The organism is Neorhizobium fuzhouense (assembly GCF_042611105.1).
Classification (GTDB): domain Bacteria; phylum Pseudomonadota; class Alphaproteobacteria; order Rhizobiales; family Rhizobiaceae; genus Neorhizobium; species Neorhizobium galegae_A.
The window spans coordinates 188,887-205,734 of sequence record NZ_JBHFFP010000006.1; the positions used below are offsets into that span (position 1 = coordinate 188,887).

General features: G+C 63.1%; 19 protein-coding genes. 13 read left to right on the forward strand and 6 right to left on the reverse strand.

Features of this window, described 5'->3' with window-relative positions; all coding sequences use genetic code 11:
* Positions 1-62 precede the first annotated feature (62 nt).
* The gene (locus tag ACEXP3_RS13070; protein ID WP_377297651.1) at positions 63-548 is read left to right on the forward strand and encodes a MarR family winged helix-turn-helix transcriptional regulator; all 486 of its coding nucleotides are present in this window, start codon (positions 63-65) and stop codon (positions 546-548) included.
* Between the two features lie 7 nt (positions 549-555).
* Here the strand turns inward: ACEXP3_RS13070 and xseA are convergent, their stop codons facing one another.
* Positions 556-2,172 carry an exodeoxyribonuclease VII large subunit gene (gene xseA / locus ACEXP3_RS13075; RefSeq protein ID WP_377297652.1) on the reverse strand — a complete coding sequence of 539 codons (1,617 nt, stop codon included), beginning with the start codon at positions 2,170-2,172 and terminating at the stop codon, positions 556-558.
* A gap of 231 nt (positions 2,173-2,403) precedes the next feature.
* Between xseA and ACEXP3_RS13080 the strand changes: the two genes are divergently transcribed.
* The gene (locus tag ACEXP3_RS13080; RefSeq protein ID WP_210103823.1) at positions 2,404-2,637 is read left to right on the forward strand and encodes a hypothetical protein; all 234 of its coding nucleotides are present in this window, start codon (positions 2,404-2,406) and stop codon (positions 2,635-2,637) included.
* 54 nt (positions 2,638-2,691) lie between these two features.
* Here the strand turns inward: ACEXP3_RS13080 and ACEXP3_RS13085 are convergent, their stop codons facing one another.
* Positions 2,692-4,557, reverse strand: coding sequence for a hypothetical protein (locus ACEXP3_RS13085; protein ID WP_377297653.1), 1,866 nt, complete (start codon positions 4,555-4,557; stop codon positions 2,692-2,694).
* Positions 4,558-4,735: 178 nt separating this feature from the next.
* Here ACEXP3_RS13085 and ACEXP3_RS13090 point away from each other — a divergent pair, with 178 nt between their 5' ends.
* Positions 4,736-5,764 (forward strand): glycosyltransferase, encoded by a 1,029-nt coding sequence (locus tag ACEXP3_RS13090; RefSeq protein WP_377297654.1) that lies wholly within the window; start codon positions 4,736-4,738, stop codon positions 5,762-5,764.
* Entirely contained in the window at positions 5,761-6,159 is a 399-nt protein-coding gene (locus tag ACEXP3_RS13095) for a GtrA family protein (RefSeq protein WP_377297655.1), read from the forward strand. Before ACEXP3_RS13090 ends, ACEXP3_RS13095 begins: the two co-directional genes overlap by 4 nt.
* Before the next feature lie 10 nt (positions 6,160-6,169).
* Here the strand turns inward: ACEXP3_RS13095 and ACEXP3_RS13100 are convergent, their stop codons facing one another.
* On the reverse strand, positions 6,170-7,156 hold the full coding sequence (locus ACEXP3_RS13100; protein ID WP_377297656.1) for a Gfo/Idh/MocA family protein: 987 nt from the start codon (positions 7,154-7,156) through the stop codon (positions 6,170-6,172).
* 261 nt (positions 7,157-7,417) lie between these two features.
* Here ACEXP3_RS13100 and ACEXP3_RS13105 point away from each other — a divergent pair, with 261 nt between their 5' ends.
* The 4 genes from ACEXP3_RS13105 (at position 7,418) to ACEXP3_RS13120 (ending at position 10,449) form a co-directional block, all read left to right on the forward strand.
* A complete protein-coding gene (locus ACEXP3_RS13105; RefSeq protein ID WP_377297657.1) occupies positions 7,418-7,972 on the forward strand; it encodes an isochorismatase family protein in 555 nt (184 codons plus the stop codon).
* Positions 7,969-8,955, forward strand: a complete 987-nt coding sequence (locus ACEXP3_RS13110) for a GlxA family transcriptional regulator (RefSeq protein ID WP_377297658.1) — start codon at positions 7,969-7,971, stop codon at positions 8,953-8,955. The genes ACEXP3_RS13105 and ACEXP3_RS13110 overlap by 4 nt, the downstream gene beginning before the upstream one ends.
* Positions 8,956-9,052: 97 nt before the next feature.
* Complete coding sequence (locus tag ACEXP3_RS13115) at positions 9,053-10,003, forward strand: aldo/keto reductase (protein ID WP_377297659.1); 951 nt, start codon at positions 9,053-9,055, stop codon at positions 10,001-10,003.
* A complete protein-coding gene (locus ACEXP3_RS13120) occupies positions 10,000-10,449 on the forward strand; it encodes a GNAT family N-acetyltransferase (protein WP_377297660.1) in 450 nt (149 codons plus the stop codon). Before ACEXP3_RS13115 ends, ACEXP3_RS13120 begins: the two co-directional genes overlap by 4 nt.
* Before the next feature lie 9 nt (positions 10,450-10,458).
* On the opposite strand, the gene ACEXP3_RS13125 is transcribed toward ACEXP3_RS13120, so the two are convergent.
* Complete coding sequence (locus tag ACEXP3_RS13125) at positions 10,459-11,349, reverse strand: LysR family transcriptional regulator (protein ID WP_377297661.1); 891 nt, start codon at positions 11,347-11,349, stop codon at positions 10,459-10,461.
* Between the two features lie 126 nt (positions 11,350-11,475).
* Between ACEXP3_RS13125 and ACEXP3_RS13130 the strand changes: the two genes are divergently transcribed.
* Positions 11,476-12,471, forward strand: a complete 996-nt coding sequence (locus ACEXP3_RS13130) for an aldo/keto reductase (RefSeq protein WP_377297662.1) — start codon at positions 11,476-11,478, stop codon at positions 12,469-12,471.
* A gap of 177 nt (positions 12,472-12,648) precedes the next feature.
* On the opposite strand, the gene ACEXP3_RS13135 is transcribed toward ACEXP3_RS13130, so the two are convergent.
* Both ACEXP3_RS13135 and ACEXP3_RS13140 read right to left on the reverse strand, forming a co-directional pair.
* A complete protein-coding gene (locus ACEXP3_RS13135; RefSeq protein ID WP_377297775.1) occupies positions 12,649-13,215 on the reverse strand; it encodes a transglutaminase-like cysteine peptidase in 567 nt (188 codons plus the stop codon).
* Positions 13,216-13,450: 235 nt separating this feature from the next.
* A complete protein-coding gene (locus tag ACEXP3_RS13140; protein WP_377297663.1) occupies positions 13,451-14,248 on the reverse strand; it encodes an alpha/beta hydrolase in 798 nt (265 codons plus the stop codon).
* 183 nt (positions 14,249-14,431) lie between these two features.
* Between ACEXP3_RS13140 and infC the strand changes: the two genes are divergently transcribed.
* The 4 genes from infC to ACEXP3_RS13160 all read left to right on the forward strand — a co-directional run.
* Entirely contained in the window at positions 14,432-14,968 is a 537-nt protein-coding gene (infC, locus tag ACEXP3_RS13145) for a translation initiation factor IF-3 (RefSeq protein ID WP_210104159.1), read from the forward strand.
* A 238-nt stretch (positions 14,969-15,206) separates the two neighbouring features.
* Positions 15,207-15,410 (forward strand): 50S ribosomal protein L35, encoded by a 204-nt coding sequence (rpmI, locus tag ACEXP3_RS13150; protein ID WP_037079683.1) that lies wholly within the window; start codon positions 15,207-15,209, stop codon positions 15,408-15,410.
* 39 nt (positions 15,411-15,449) lie between these two features.
* Positions 15,450-15,854, forward strand: a complete 405-nt coding sequence (gene rplT, locus ACEXP3_RS13155) for a 50S ribosomal protein L20 (RefSeq protein WP_377297664.1) — start codon at positions 15,450-15,452, stop codon at positions 15,852-15,854.
* Positions 15,855-15,996: 142 nt separating this feature from the next.
* The coding region (locus tag ACEXP3_RS13160; protein ID WP_377297665.1) for a phenylalanine--tRNA ligase subunit alpha at positions 15,997-16,848 on the forward strand (852 nt) is incomplete at its 3' end.

Consider the following 16,848-nt stretch of genomic DNA (forward strand, 5'->3'; position numbering starts at 1 on the left):
TCTTGACATCAAGATAGTTGGAGAAATCTTGACGTCAAGATATATTTCGCCATAGTGGCCGCATGGACCATGTCGACAAAATTCTGGCGCAGTGGCGCGCCGAGCGCCCGGACCTCGACACCGCACCGATGGGCCTGCTTGGCCGGCTTGGTCGTCTCCACGCCCATCTCATCCGCGAGACGGAAGCCGTGCTAGCTGCCCACGGCCTGTCGCGCGCCAGTTTTGACGTGATGGCAACGCTCAGGCGCTCCGGGCGGCCCTACCGCCTGTCACCGGGCGATCTGCTTGCCGCCACCATGGTCACGTCAGGCACCATGACCAACCGCATCGATCAGCTGGAAAAGCAGAGCTTCGTGGAGCGCATCGCCAATCCCGGCGACGGCCGCAGCGTGCTGATCGGCCTCACGGCCAAAGGCCTGTCCCTCATCGATGAGGCCGTCACGGCCCATGTCGAAAACCAACACCGGCTGACAGCGGCGCTGGATGAGCCCGATTTTCAGGAGCTGGATGCGCAGCTCAAAAAATATCTCGCGGCTTTCGAGGGGTAAGCTTGCCTTAAAACAGGCTGCCCTGCTCCGTTCCATCCGGCGCGGATTTTGGCGCCTTTTTCTTCGGTGCGGGCGAAGCGGCCGGTGGCGGGGATGCGGGGGAGACGGCGGGCGCCGCTGTGTCGCCGGCGGTTGCCGACACCGCACCATCGGCAAACTGTATGGCGAGCGCCTGTCCGCTTGCTACCTCGGCTGCGCGCGTCAACAGTTTGCCCTCGGCCGTCTGGATCACCGCATAGCCGCGCTTCAGCACGTTCTTGTAGGAAAGCGATTGCAGCACGCGGTCCTGCGCCATGACGGCCGCCTTGCGCCGCCCCATGGCATTTTGAAGCGCGCTGTCGGCATGGCGCATCAGGGAGGCCAGTTGCAGGCGTTCGCGGCCGATATGGGTGAGCAGCCGGCCCGGAAGCCCGGAGAGAGCCACCTGCGCCCGTTCGATGCGGCCGCGCTCGCGTAAGACCTGCCGTTCCACGCAGCGGTCTGCGCGCAATGCCTGCTCCACCAGATGGCGTCTGCGTTCTGCAAGCCGCACGGTGAGAAGATCGAGCCTCAAGCCCGCACTTGCCCGCTCCAGACTGCGGCGCTTGGCAATCGCGGTTTTCTCCAGGCCCCGCCCCAAGCCCGTTGCCGCCTCGTCGAAACGCCGGCGCGGCAGCGCCAGCAGCTGGTCGAGCGACGGCAGTGCCCGCACCAGCGCGCGAAGCCCCTGGCGGCGGTTGTCCATCTGGCGCGATGTCGATCCCTGCAGGCGCGCGCCAAGATTGGCAAGCTGCGCCTGCAGCTCGGCCTTTACAGGCACCGCCATTTCGGCAGCCCCTGTCGGCGTCGGCGCCCGCACATCGGCGGCATAATCGATGAGCGTCCAGTCGGTCTCGTGGCCGACGGCCGAGATCAGCGGGATGTCGCTCGCCGCTGCCGCCCGCACCACCGCCTCGTCGTTGAAACTCCAGAGATCCTCGAGACTGCCGCCACCGCGGGCCACGATCAGCACGTCCGGGCGCCGGATCGGCCCGCCGGGCAAAAGTGCATTGAAGCCGCGGATGGCGTTCGCCACCTCGTCGCCCGACCCCTCGCCCTGCACCTTCACCGGCCAGACGATGACATGCACCGGAAAGCGGTCGGCAATGCGGTGCAGAATATCGCGGATTACCGCGCCGGTCGGCGATGTGACGACGCCGATCACCTGCGGCAGAAACGGCAGCAGCTGCTTTGCCGCTGGGTCGAACAGGCCCTCGGCAGAAAGCTTTCGCTTACGCTCCTCGATCAGCGCCATCAGCGCGCCGGCACCGGCGGGTTCGAGGTTCTCGATGACGATCTGGTATTTGGAAGAGCCCGGGAAGGTCGTCACCTTGCCGGTGGCAATCACTTCCATGCCCTCTTCCGGGCGGAAGCGCAGTTTCGAAAATGAACCCTTCCAGATGACAGCGTCGATGCGCGCCTTGTCGTCCTTCAGCGAGAAATAGGCGTGGCCGGAGGAATGCGGCCCGCGATAACCGGAAATCTCGCCGCGCACCCGCACGTGATCGAATGCGGTTTCCACCGTCCGTTTGATCGAGCCCGAAAGCTCCGAGACAGTTTGCTCTGCAAGATTGGTCTGGGGGTCGGAGGAGGACAGCCTGTTCATGCCGGGGTTTTAGCGCAGATCGGGTGCCATTTCACCTGTCTTGGCGCGAGAAACGGCTCTTCTTTCCCGATGCTACAAGAAACCAATGACTACAATTCGAGTTATCCGCTTTAAGGCCCGTTAAAGCTAGGAACGATCATTTAGGGCCAAGGCGGCCTGGAGCCGGACTCTGTTAGCGTTTTTCCGTCTAATCGTGGACGCAACGCCCAGAGAGACAAAAGGAGACCGAGCGTGCTCTTACTGACGGCTACCTGCATCGGCTTTACAACGGGCGCCCTGCGCTCGATGTTTTCCATCGCCTTCGTCGCAGCGATGATCCTGGTCATCTTCGCCGTGGCCGCTTTCGTGTCGCCCGCACCGGTTTCGTTCTGGAATCTGGCCATCGCCATTGCCGGTTACAATCTCGGCATCATCGGCCTGATGGGCGCCATCTTCGTCACCGAAGGCCGCAGCCAGACCGCCTGAGCCAGACCGGCCGATCGCCGCAGGCCCGTCGGTAAGCGGTCGGCAATGCATGCGTCAGCGTGGACGCACCACGTAAAGCTGAAAACCTGTCATCGCGGCCGCCACCGGCCGCAGGTATTCCGGCAGATCCCCGCGCGCCAGATGCGCATAGAGCCCGTCCGGCTTCAGCCGGATCAGATCGCGCGTCTGCGGATCCGCCGGACAGAATGCGATGATTGCCACATTCGCCCCATCGAGGAAGGCCTTGGCCTCCGCAGGCGTCGCAAGCCCGATATGCAGTTCCGTCAGCATGCCCGCCTGGTTGCGATGGTAAGGCGCCGACAGCACCCGGTGATGGGTGAAGCGCAGGATGGCCGCACCGCTGTCGGAGGGGGCCGCCACCGTGCGGGCCGGCAGACGCTTCAACAGCGCCATGTCCGCCTCGCTCCGGCAGCCGTTTTCCGCCTGCATCGGTGTGGCTGCCTGCGTCAGCGCATTCATGCTGAGCGAAGCCTCAAGGCCGCGCGCTCCGACAATGCCGGCAAAGAACCACACCACCGGCACCGAGGCGAGCACGGTAACGATATAGGCAAAGCCGGCATTCATGTTTTCCGGCTCGGCATGGGACGTCCGGCGCAGATCGTTGATGAGGAGGGACAGCGGCAGGATGGCCAGCGCATTGGAGAAATAGGCGCCGCGCACCTGGATCAGCGCCACGGCAAGAGCTGCCACAAGGAGTGCGCCGAGAAGCATGTGCTGCTCTACGCGGGCGGCATCCTCGCCGCGAAAATCCAGCGCGCGAAAAATGCACACGGCAATGGCAAACAGGCCGACGGCATAAAAGCCGCCCGCCGCCTCAGGTGCGAGGCGGATCTGCGACAGAACCGGCTGCGCCTCGCTGACCTTGCTCAGCCAAAGCTCCTGCAGCATCGGATCAAGGCCGGCAAGCGGGTTTGCCAGGCATTCGGGCGCAATCACCATGGCCGTTCCGAGAACCACCAGGGCAAGCAGGCCAAGCAGCAGCAGGCGGCCGGGCACCCCGGCGTGTCCCCCGAAACGGGCCAGAAGAAACAGCCCGCCGCCGCCGACGGCTGCCAGCGCGTAGAAGCCGAGAGACAGGTTATCGCAGGTGACCACCCGATAGGCCGAAGGCGGCACGGTCGCGAAAAAGAAGAGGCTGATCGAGATCGCCAGCGACAGGCCGAACTGCCCGGCCTTTCGGGAAAACGCCGTCCCGTGAACCGCCCATTGTACGGCAACGCAGGCACAGGCGACTGCCACCAGCGGCAGCGTCTCGGCGCCGATGGCCATGGCGAGCGCCGCAAGACAGCCGGCAATCGCATGGCTTGGCCCTTCGCGCCGCTCCACCAGCGAGGCCGCCAGAAACATCATCACCACCATCTGGATATTGTGGTGGTCGATCGCGCCGGGATGGAATTTCAGCGAGGTAAAGACCGAGAGCGCCGCAAGCCCGAAGGCGATATGCATGGTGGCGGCCCCGCCGAGCCTGCGCCCACCAAGCCCCGCCGCCACCATGAACAGCACAGCCATTAAAAGCGGCCAAACGGCAAGCGCCAGCGCCTCTGCGCGCTCCTGCGTCTCACCCGCGAGCTGGAACAGCCGGACAAGGCCCGCAATCGGCAGATCCACCAGCCGCGACCAGTGCATCAGCGTGCCGCCGTCAAGCCCCAGCCGGTATTGCTTGAGATCGAACCAGCCTTGGCCGGCCAGAAAATCGCGCACCTCGACAAGGCGCATCACATCGTCATTGTCCGGCCCGACATAATCGGCGCCGCTGCCCATAACCGCGATGGCGGCAACCACCACCACGGCATAGGCCATCAGCGAGGGAAAGAACCGCTGCCAGGAGCCGGACTGTCCGGCACCGGTCCCGGCATGTTTGCGGGCCTCTGTCATGCCGCCGCGCGTGGTCTTCGTCATCTGTCTCATCCCGCTGGCGGCCGCGCGAGGCCTTTTTGAGCAGAGGCGTAACGCCGTCCTGAGGGGCTTTCGCCGGATTGCCCTTGCGGCGAAACCTAGCCTTAACCTTCTCAAGAAATAGTAAAGTCAGGCGTGCCGGCACCGCGCTCAAGGATTGATGTGTAGCCGAGTGACATCCATGGACAGTTTTGCCGCCGGCCATCGCAGGATTGCCGTGCTTCTTCCCTGCTATAACGAGGCGCCGTCGATTGCAGCGGTGGTGCGCGGCTTCCGTTCGGCCCTGCCGGAGGCGCGCATCTATGTCTATGACAACAATTCCACCGATGGCACGGCGCTTCTGGCCATGCTTGCCGGCGCCGAGGTGCTGCGCGAGCGCCGCCAGGGCAAGGGCCATGTGGTGCGCCGCATGTTTGCCGATATTGATGCCGATATCTACCTGATGGCCGATGGCGACGGCACCTATGGGCCAGACGATGCGGAAGACCTGATCCGCACCCTGATTACCGAACGCGCCGACATGGTCGTCGGCACCCGCCGGGACCTGTCCGACACGGCCGGACGCCACGGCCACGCCCTTGGCAACCGCCTGTTCAACCATCTTTACCGGCGCCTGTTCGCAGACGGTTTCACCGATATCTTTTCCGGCTACCGCGCCTTTTCCCGCCGCTTCGTCAAAAGCTTTCCCGCCGTCTCCGACGGGTTCGAGGTGGAAACGGAAATGTCGGTGCATGCCTTTCGCCTGAAGATGCCGGTCTGCGAACTGCCGCTCGATTACGGACGGCGGCTGGAGGGATCTGCCTCGAAACTGTCGACGCTTGGCGATGGCGCGCGCATTCTTCTGATGTTTGCCATGCTGCTCAAGGAGACCCGGCCCTTCGCGCTGTTCGGCGGCCTAGCGCTGGTCCTGATGGCGGCGGGCCTTGGGCTCGCCTTGCCGGTTCTCACCGAGTATCTTCAGACGGGCCTCGTGCCGCGCCTTCCCACCTGGGTCCTGTCGCTTGCGCTTGCCGGTCTCTCGGCCATGTCTCTGACGGCCGGCGTGGTGCTGGATAGCGTGGCGCGCGGGCGCGCCGAACTGCTGCGCCTGCATTATCTGAGCGCGCCCCACATCTCCTTTGACGTGAGCCGGCCTGCGGCTGCCGACCGCCCAAAGGTCGAAAAAGGTTCGCCGCCCGCCATCGCGCTCAAACGAAAGCGGCGTGCGTGAAAAGGCCTGTCGGGTTCCTGGTGGCCGGCGGTTTTGGCTTCATCATCGATGCGGGCCTTACCCATCTGCTGATTTCCGCTGCAGGCTTCAGCCCTTTTGCGGCGCGCATGCCGGCGATTGCCGCCGCCCTCTCCTTCACCTGGGTGTTCAACCGCACCTTCACCTTTGGCCGCTCGCCGCATTCGCTGGCGGGAGAAGGTTTTCGCTACTGGGCCGTCGGCGCAACGTCTGCCGTTCTGAATTACGGGATCTATTCGGCGCTTATCCACCGCCTGCCGATGATCCAGCCCGTGGCGGCGGTGGTGCTGTCGTCCGCCGCCGCCACGCTCTATTCCTTCTTCGGCTATTCCCGCTTCGTCTTTCGCCACCGCAACGGCCCGGCGAAAGACGAATGAACGACGGTGATCAGACGGCTTCCCACCCATCCTTCTCGCTTGCCCGGTAAATGGCATCGATGAAGCGCTGGTTCGCGGCAGAGCTTTCAAGCGACACGACCTCGGCATCCCCGCCCAACGCCTTTTTCGCAAAGGCTTCCGCCTGGCGCCGATACTGGCGGCTGTCGGGAAAGCGGAAGATTTCCGAACGGCCATGCTTCTGGTCGGTCAGTTCCACCTCCTCGGCTCCCCAGCGGTCGGCATTGAACGGCGATTTCACCTCGATGAAGCCTTCGGTGCCGTGGAACACCATCAGCTGGCGCGCGGCAAGCTGGGTGGAGATGTAGAAGGTCAGGTCGAAATCGCCGAAATCGGCCTTCACGGTGGAATAGATGTCGGTGCCGAATTCCTTGTCGCGCTCCGTCGTCGCCTGCACCCGGATCGGCTCGCGGCCCGTGGAGAAGCGCGTCGTAATCGTCGGGTAGACGCCGATATCCGGCAGGCCGCCGCCACCAAGCTCCGGAATGTTGCGCATATTGGACGGATCGCGGTTGAAATAGGTGAACGCGCCCTGCACGTGGCGCAGCCGGCCGATGGCGCCGGAGGCCAAAAGCTCGCGCACCTTCAGCCACACCGGTGCATAGGTCACCATGAAGGCTTCGGCAATCAGCACGCCATGGCGGTCACGCGCCGCGATCAGCTGGTCGATCTCGTCGGCCTTCAGCGAAATCGGCTTTTCGCACAGCACATGCTTGCCGGCAGCGGCCGCCTTCAGCGACCATTCCACATGCTGGCTGGTCGGCAGCGGAATATAGACTGCATCGATCACGTCGGACGCCAGCATCTCCTCGTAGGAGCCAAAGGCGTGCGGCACCGAAAACCGATCCGCCATTTCGCGTGCGCGGGAAAAATCGCGGCTGGCAATGGCGCTCACCACGCAGTTTTCCGCATCCTGAATGGCCGGCACCACGGCATCGCGACCGATCTTGGCGGTGGAAAGAATACCAAAACGCAACATGAGTTCCTCCTGATCATTGTGCGGCGGCACCCTAGCGCATGTCCCTTTCGTCTGCGCAGCAAATTTATCGGAGTTTTTGCAGGCGGAGCGTTTTCGACCCCTCAATGCCAGGCGCTTTTCCGGCTCGCGCCATCGCCTCGGCACCAGCACCGGGCGTCACCATGAATGGCCGAAAATGTCCGCTCTTCGTCCGAAGGCGTGCTTTTGCCTTTTGGGCAAACAGCTATCTTCGTGCTATCTTCACAAACCGGAGAACAAGAAATGTCCGATACCGCCCTTCTCGTCATCGACGTGCAGCAATCCTTCCCGCATCGCCCTTACTGGGATGCGGCCGATGTGCCGCGTTATCTGGAGCGCCAGCAGGCGCTGATCGACGGGGCCACGGCCCGCGGCATCCCCGTGCTGCAGATCTTTCACCTTGCAGACAGCGGCGACTTTTCGAAGGAGAGCGGGCATGTGCGCACCCTGGACGGCATCACCATCGCGCCGACCCGGATCTTTGAAAAGCATCGCCATTCCGCCATGGTCGGCACCGGTCTGGATGTCTGGCTGACCGAAAACGGCATCCGCAATCTCATTGTCTCCGGCATCCGCACCGAACAATGCTGCGAAACCACCACGCGCCATGCTTCCGATCTCGGTTTTACCGTCACCTATGTGGCGGAGGCGACGCTGACCTTCCCGATGACCGATGCCGATGGCGTAACCCATTCGCCCGAAGACATCCGCCGCCACACGGCCATGGTGCTGAAGGACCGCTTTGCCCGCATCGCAACCGTCGAAGAAGCCCTCTCGGGCGCCGGGGCCCGCGCATGAGCCTTCCCGGCACCGCCTCGCCCCAAAATGTTCCGGTGGTGATCGTGGTGCCGCCGCAGGCGCTGCTTCTGGATATCGCAGGGCCGATGGAGGTCCTGCGCTATGCCAACCAGCACCAGAACGGCATCCGCTTCGACTGCCGCTACGTCTCGGCGAGCCCGCGCCAGACAACCTCGATCGGGCTCACCCTCGACGGCCTGGAGCCGCTGCCGCAGACGCTTGCGCCCCACACGCTTCTGGTGGTCTCGGGCGCGATCGAAGGGGAGAAGAAGCAGGCGCTGGCGACCGAGCGCGCGGTGCTTGCGCGCTGGATGCGGGATACGGTGCGCCCCGACACCCGCATTGCCAGTATCTGTTCCGGCGCCCTGCTGGTGGCCGAGGCTGGGCTTCTGGAGGGACGCCGCTGCACCACCCATGCCGATTGCATTGCTGAACTGCGCCAGAAGGCACCGACCGCGCAGGTGCTGGAAAACCGCCTCTATGTCGAGGACGATCACTGCTTTTCCAGCGCCGGCATAGCAACCGGCATCGACCTGATGCTGCATATCGTGGGGAAGATGACCTCTGCACCGGTGGCGCTTGCGGCCGCGCGCAAGATGGTGATCTACCTGCGCCGGAACGGGAGCGATCCGCAGATTTCGCCCTGGCTTTCGGGCCGCAACCATGTCCACCCGGCCATTCATCAGGTGCAGGATGCCATCATGGCCGATCCCGCCGCCGACTGGCCGGTGGCCCGTCTGACGGCTCTTGCACATGTGAGCGAGCGACACCTGTCGCGGCTGTTTCGCGAGCATGCCGGCCTGTCGCTGATCGATTACGTCAACCAGATGCGGGTGGCGCTGGCGCGCGATCTCCTGTCGCAGACACGGCTCGATCTTGAAAATGTCGCAGCCCGCTGCGGCTTTTCCTCCGCACGGCACCTGCGCCGTGTCTGGCGCCAGCACCATGCCGATCCGCCGAGCCTCCACCGCGCAGCCTGCTGATCGACCCATCACGGAATTTGAATGGCGCAAGCCTTCCCGGGACCCTAGGTTAACCACATATCGAGGTTACACATCCCCTTAACCCACGAGGTCTCCCATGCAGTTGCGCCCGCTCGGCCGAACCGGCCTTTCCATCGCCCCCGTCGTCTTCGGCGGCAATGTCTTCGGCTGGACGGCGGACGAAAAGACCTCGTTCGACCTGCTCGATGCCTTCTTCGACGCCGGCTACAACACGATCGATACGGCAGACGTCTATTCAGCCTGGGTCGACAGCCATGTCGGCGGCGAAAGCGAGACGATCATCGGCAAATGGCTGAAGCGCGGCAGCGTCTCGCGTGACAGGGCGGTTATCGTCACCAAGGTCGGCTTCGACAACAAGGGCAACAAGACCGGCCTGTCCAAAGGCTGGATCGCAGAGGCGGTCGAGGCCTCGCTGAAGCGTCTCGACACCGACTATATCGACCTTTACCTCGCCCACAAGCCGGACACGGAAACGCCTGTCGAGGAAACACTGGAAGCCTTTTCCAAGCTGAAGGACGCCGGAAAGATCCGCGCCATCGGCTGCTCCAACTATGACGAAATGCAGTTGAAGGCCTCTCTCGATGCCGCCGAGAAAGCCGGGCTGCCGCGCTTCGACGTGCTGCAGCCGGAATATAATCTCTACACGCGCCAGAAGTTCGAAGGCCCGATTGCCGATCTCTGCATCGCGGAAAACATCGGCGTCATCAGCTATTATGCGCTCGCCGCCGGCTTCCTCACCGGCAAGTACCGCAAGGTGGAAGATGCCGCCGGCAAGGCGCGCGGCGGGCGCGTCGGCGATTATCTTAATCCGCGCGGGGAAAGCGTGCTTGCAGCACTCGACGAGGTGGCCCGCGAAACCGGCACCAGCATGGCAACCGTTGCCATCGCCTGGGTCGCCGCCCGCCCCGGCATTACCGCCCCGATCGCCTCGGCCACCAGCCTCGAGCAGCTGACGGCGATGACCGCCGCCGGCACGCTTACCCTGTCCGACGCGCAGATGGCCCGCCTCACCGAGGCCGGCGCATGAGCACACCGGTTGTGGTGCGCGACGCAACCGCGCAAGACGAAGCCGCCTGGAGAAAACTCTGGGCGGATTATCTTGCCTTCTACAAGGTGACGCTGGCCGATGACGTGACCGATTACACCTGGGCTCGCATTCTCGATCCCGCCTCGCGTGTTGCCATGCGCGTGGCGGAGGTGGAGGGGCAGCTTGCCGGTTTTGCCATCCACCACTTTCACGATTCCACCTGGGTGAAGGCCCCGGATTGCTATCTCGAAGACCTGTTCCTCGACGAGACTTTTCGCGGCCGTGGCATCGGCCGCGCGCTGATGGAGGATCTGGTGGCAATCTGCCGCAAAGACGGCTGGGCGCGCCTCTACTGGCACACCGACGAGGGCAATGTGACGGCGCGCAAACTCTACGACAGCTTTGTCGCCTCCGATGGACATGTGCGCTACCGGATCAAGCTCTGAGCCTGACCATCACCCTCGAAAGCGGAAGAAATCGATGAAGGCGCGCAGCGACGGGCGCATCTGCCGGCGCGAGGGATAGTAGATGTAGAACCCGTCGAAGGGCGGGCACCACGCTTCAAGCACCCGCACCAGCCGTCCCGCGGCAATATCGGTCTCGACGGCCGGATCAAACAGGAAGGCAAGCCCGACGCCGTCGCAGGCGGCGCGGCGCATCAACCGCTGGTCCGGCAGGATCAGCGGACCATCCACGTTCACCACCACCGGCTTGCCATCCTTTTCCAGCTCCCAGCGATAGACGCGGCCGCTGGCAAACCGGCGCCGGATGCAGCGGTGGTCAACGAGATCGCGCGGATGCTGCGGCACCGGATGCTGTTCGAAATAACCCGGCGATCCGACGATGACGCCCTGCCAGGGGCCGCTTGCGCGCACGGCAATCATGTCTGCCTGCAGATGCTCCCCGAGCCGCAGGCCTGCATCGCATTCCTGCTGGACGATGTCCTCGAAACGGTCGTCGGTGCGGATTTCAAGCTCGATATCGGGATAAAGCGCCAGAAACGCGCCGATCCGGGGCGCCACGATCTCGTCAGCCGCCAGCATCGGCATGGTGATCTTCAGCGGCCCGGCCGGTCGTTCGCTGCGCTCAGACAGAGCCCGCATCGCCGCATCGATATCCGACAGCGCCGGCGCAAGGGCTGCGATCAGAAGCCGCCCTTCCTGGGTTGGCGCCACAGACCGTGTCGTGCGCTGCAACAGGCGCACGCCAAGGCTTTCTTCCAGCGCCGAGACCGCATGACTGACGGCGGACGGCGCAATGCCAAGATCGGCCGCCGCCTTGCGAAAACTCTGGGCTTCGGCAGCGGCTGCGAAAACGGCCATTTGAGACAGTTGGATACGGTTCATTGTTCTATTCTATAGAACAGCCCGCGCCCGATTGCAGCGGTTTTCACCGATGCCCGAAAGCCCTAGATTGATCTCTACGACGGCACCTTCGCCGCGCCTGTCTCAATGACCCCTCAAGGAGATCCCATGCACACCCGCACACTTGGAACGCTCAATGTTTCCGCCCTTGGCCTTGGCTGCATGGGCATGACCCATGCCTATAGCCCGGTGGCGGACGAAACCGGCGCGCTCGCCACACTTGCCCGCGCCGTCGAACTGGGCGTCACGCTGTTTGATACAGCCGAAGTCTACGGCCCCTACACAAACGAAATCCTTGTTGGCAAAGGGCTGAAACCCTACCGCGACCAGGTGCAGATCGCCACCAAGTTCGGCTTCACCATCGGTGACGACGCCAAGGCCGCCCGCCCCTCCGGCACCGATAGCCGGCCGGAAAATGTCCGCGCCGTTGCCGAAGCCTCCCTGAAACGCCTCGGCGTCGAGGTGATCGATCTCTTTTACCAGCACCGCGTTGATCCCGATGTGGCGATTGAAGAAACCGTCGGCGCCATGGCCGATCTCGTGAAGGCCGGCAAGGTGCGGGCACTTGGCCTGTCTGAAGCCAGCGCCGAAACCCTTCGCCGCGCCCATGCCACCCATCCGATTGCCGCCATCCAGAGCGAATATTCACTCTGGACGCGCGATCCGGAGGAAAACGGCGTGCTGGCCACCTGCCGCGAGCTTGGCATTGGCTTCGTGCCCTTCTCGCCGCTCGGCCGCGGTGCCCTCACCGGGGCGCTGAAAAACCTCGACGGCCTCTCCGACACGGATTTCCGCCGCGGCCTGCCGCGTTTCCAGGCGGAAAATTTCGATGCCAACCTGGCGCTCATCGCGGCGCTGGAACAGATGGCCGCGGACAAGAACACCACGGCGGGCCAACTGGCGCTCGCCTGGGTTCTGGCGCAGGGCGATTTCATCGTGCCCATCCCCGGCACCACCAAGATCGCCAATCTCGAAAAGAACGTCACCGCCGCCGATATCAAGCTCTCGCCGGATGAGGTGAAGCAGCTCGGCGATCTCCTGTCGCCCGACAAGGTGAAGGGCGCGCGCTACCCGGAATCGATGGCGAAAATGGCCAACCGGTAGAATGAGGCGGGAGGACGTGGCCAGTAGGCAGTAGGCCGTAGAAGCGGTGCGATATGTGATGGCCTTCCCTCGTGGGGAGGCTTTTGCCGCGGCCTCTGACTCCGACAACCCCTTGCAGTCCAACGAAAATGGCCGGCATCACGCCGGCCATGTCGTATCAAGTATCGGGTTGAAAATTCAGCGGACGGCGCCGACCACGATTTCGCGGCCGTCCTCGATGGTGACCCAGCGGCCCGTGTTGAACGAGGCCTGACGCTTCAGGTAGGTATAGGGCGTCTGGGTCCAGAGCTTCACGTCGTCCGTCAGGTTGTCGAGGATGAAGTCGCCTTCGGAGGTGCGCACCGTCAGCACCGCATGACCTTCGCCATCGGGCTTGCGCACGACGGTGATCAGCAGGTCGGCGAGCGAAAAGCCGCGCTCGGACAGTTCCTTGCGCTTCTGCAGGACATAATCCTCGCAGTCGCCGGCATCGACCGGATAGGCCCAGACTTCTTCCCGGCCATAGACTTCCATGTCGGTGCGGGCGGTAATGCGGGAGTTTACCGAGCTGTTGACCTCGTGGATCATCTGCCAGCCATAGTCGGTGACTTTCGGCGGTGGCGAGGAGGCGAAGCGGATGTTGCACTCGTCCTTGTGCAACTGGCAGAATTCGTAATGGCCGATCGGCTGCGAGGTGATGTTGCCCGTCACCATATGTAAGGTGGGCTGCGGTGCCGGAACGGCTGCGGTCGCCGGCGCAAACATGGCAATGAGCAGCAGCGCAATGTGGCGCGCTTTCAGGGCATTCATCATGGACCCGTCCCTCTAAATCCTAACAAAAGGTTAAGGCCGGGAAGGCGGGGGTGTCAATTATGAACAGAGTCTTAACAGCGGGGCTCTGCGATTATGGTTAAGATTGCGGCTTTTCAGTCGCAGCTTATGGACGAGCGACAGCGCGGCGAACCGCACCGCCCTCCTCTGCATGTTAAGCTTGAAGGTCTCAGACCAGCGCCTTGATGGCGGCGCGCATCCGCTCGATATCCTGCGGGCGTGACAGGCGGTGGTCGCCGTCGCGCACCAGCGTCAGCACCACGTCGTCGGCAGGCAGGTGTTCAACCAGCATCAGCGCATGACGATAGGGCACATCGGCATCCTGCATGCCCTGCAGGATGTGAACAGGGCAGCCGGTTTCGATGATGCCGGTCAGCACCCGGTTCTGTCGCCCGTCCTCGATGAGGTCGCGGGTAAAGATGTTCGGTTCCGGACTATACTCCGAATGTTCCTCGAAATAGCCGCGCTCTTCCAGAGACCGGCGTTCGGCCTCCCCAAGCGCCGGCTCGATCAGGGCGCTGGTGAAATCGGGAGCCGGTGCGATGAGAACCATGCCGCGGACCTTTGGCGCCGCGGGGCTCCGCTTCAGCTCCGCCACGGCCCTCAGCGCAATCCAGCCCCCCATGGAGGAGCCGACAAGGATGATCTCGCGCGCCGCAAGGGTCGCGATGGCCGCAAGGCTTTCCTCCAGCCAGCGGCTGATCGTGCCCTTGCGGAATTCGCCACCCGACTGGCCATGGCCGGAATAGTCAAGCCGCAGTGCTGCAAGGCCGAGTTCGCCAGCGAGCGCATCCATCTCGACCGCCTTGGTGCCGGTCATGTCGGAGCGGTAGCCGCCAAGCCAGACGAGCACGGGTCCATCCACGCCGTCTGCCGCGGGGCGGATGAGCATGGCAATCGAGCGGCTGTCGCCGTCTACGCCGACCTCGATACGGGAAAGTCCGGCCGGTGGCGTGTCGTCTGTCATGGCATTCTCCTTGAAGGCTTTTCCGCCTTCTATAAAACAGATTCGCGAAAAGGCGACAGCAGGTGATTTCCTGCGCGGATTATGCTATTGACTTCGCCGCAGCGTTGACGACATTGACCCGCAATCGCGCCAGGCGCCGATGTGCGCCGCTGCATTTCGAAATAATTCGAGGAGAATACGACCATTCGCAGACCTTTCAAAGCCGACGCTCCAGTCAAGGACGGGCCGCGCTCCAACCGGGAAATCCGCGTACCTCGCGTTCAGCTGATCAACGCAGAGGGCGAAAACCTCGGCCCCGTGCCGACCGATCAGGCTCTCAGGATGGCGGAAGAGGCCGGTCTCGACCTGGTCGAGATTTCGCCCAACAATGATCCACCGGTGTGCAAGATCCTCGACCTTGGCAAGCTGAAATACGCCAACCAGAAGAAGGCGGCCGAAGCGCGCAAGAAGCAGAAGATCGTCGAAATCAAAGAAATCAAGATGCGCCCGAACATCGACACCCATGACTATGAGGTGAAGATGAAGTCGATCCTGCGTTTCTTCGAAGACGGCGACAAGGTTCGCGTCACGCTGCGTTTCCGCGGCCGCGAAATGGCGCACCAGGAACTGGGCATGAAGCTTCTGCTTCAGGTCAAGGACGACACGGCAACGATTGCCAAGGTGGAAGCCGAGCCGAAGCTCGAAGGCCGCCAGATGATGATGGTGCTGGCCCCTCGCTGAGGCCGGCACTTGCCCTGGCCCGACTGGCAGGGCTTTCGCGGATCACGGTTCGCACGAGGGGTTCCTGCCCTTCGTTCGCTGAACCTTTTTTGCCTTATCTTTCCCCATTGCGCTTTTGACCGCCTGCCGGTATAAGCGCGCGTCCGAACGGCCCGGCAGGGCATGCCGTGGCCGTTCCAGAAGAGCTTGAAGCCCGCCTTTCGTCAGCGGGGTTCGATACAAGATATGGAGTAGCAAAATGCCCAAGATGAAGACGAAATCCGCGGCCAAGAAGCGGTTCAAGATCACGGCGACCGGCAAGGTCGTTGCGGCTGCCGCCGGCAAGCGCCACGGCATGATCAAGCGGTCCAACAAGTTCATTCGTGACGCACGCGGCACGATGGTTCTGGCCGAACCGGATGGCAAGAAGGTCATCAAGAACTACCTGCCGAACGGTCTCTGAGACCCTTTCGCTTTTTGGATCAGTTAAGGAGATCATGACATGGCACGCGTAAAACGTGGCGTAACCTCTCGCGCCAAGCACACCAAGACCCTCAAGGCAGCCAAGGGCTTCTACGGCCGCCGCAAGAACACCATCCGCGCCGCAAAGGCGGCCGTGGATCGTTCGCGCCAGTTCGCCACCCGCGACCGCAAGGTCAAGAAGCGCAATTTCCGCGCTCTGTGGATCCAGCGTATCAACGCTGCCGTTCGCGAATTCGGCCTGACCTACGGCCGCTTCATCGACGGCCTGAACAAGGCTGGCATCGAAGTGGACCGCAAGGTTCTCTCCGACCTCGCCATCCATGAGCCGGCCGCTTTCGGCGCCCTCGTCGATGCGTCCAAGAAGGCTCTCGAGTACCTCAAGGAAGCCGGCACCACCAACGAGTTTGAAAGCGCGGTCAAGTAACCAGCGCTTCCCAAGCTTATTGCTTCACTGATTTGGGAAACCCGCGCTGGTCTGGGCTGGCGCGGGTTTTTCACGTTTTATTCGCCGTCGCGCGTCCGGCTGGCTTTGGCCAAACCCACCCGATCTTCACACGGAAACCATCATGTCCGATCTGGAAAACCTGAAGACCTCGCTTCTTGCCGAAATCGCCGCTGCCGCAGACGAGCCGGCCATCGAGGCAGTGCGTGTGGCAGCCCTTGGCAAGAAGGGATCCGTATCCGAGCTCCTCAAGACGCTGGGCACCATGACGCCGGACGAGCGCCAGACCCGTGGCGCGGCGATCAATGCGCTGAAGACCGAGGTGACGGAGGCGCTTGCCGCCCGCAAGGCCGTGCTGCGCGATGCCGCGATCAACGCCCGTCTTGCCGCTGAAACGCTCGACGTGACGCTGCCGGTGCGCTCCTCGCCGGCCGAGCGCGGGCGTATCCATCCGATCAGCCAGATCGTCGACGAGATCACCGCGATCTTTGCCGACATGGGCTTTTCCATCGCGGAAGGTCCCGATATCGAGACCGACTACTACAATTTCACCGCGCTTAATTTCCCCGAAGGCCACCCGGCCCGCGAGATGCACGACACCTTCTTCCTGCCCCCGGACGAAAAGGGCGAGCGCAAGGTTCTGCGCACGCATACCTCGCCGGTGCAGGTGCGCACGATGGAAAACCAGAAGCCGCCGATCCGCATCGTCGTTCCCGGCAAGACCTATCGCCAGGACAGCGACGCCACCCATTCGCCGATGTTCCACCAGGTCGAGGGCCTCGTCATCGACAAAAAGAGCCATGTCGGCAATATCCGCTGGGTTCTCGAAGAATTCTGCAAGGCCTTCTTCGAGGTGGACAATGTCACCATGCGCTTCCGCCCGTCCTTCTTCCCCTTCACCGAGCCGAGCTTCGAGGTGGACATCCAGTGCGACCGCTCGTCTGGCCCGATCGTCAAGTTCGGCGAAGGCACCGAC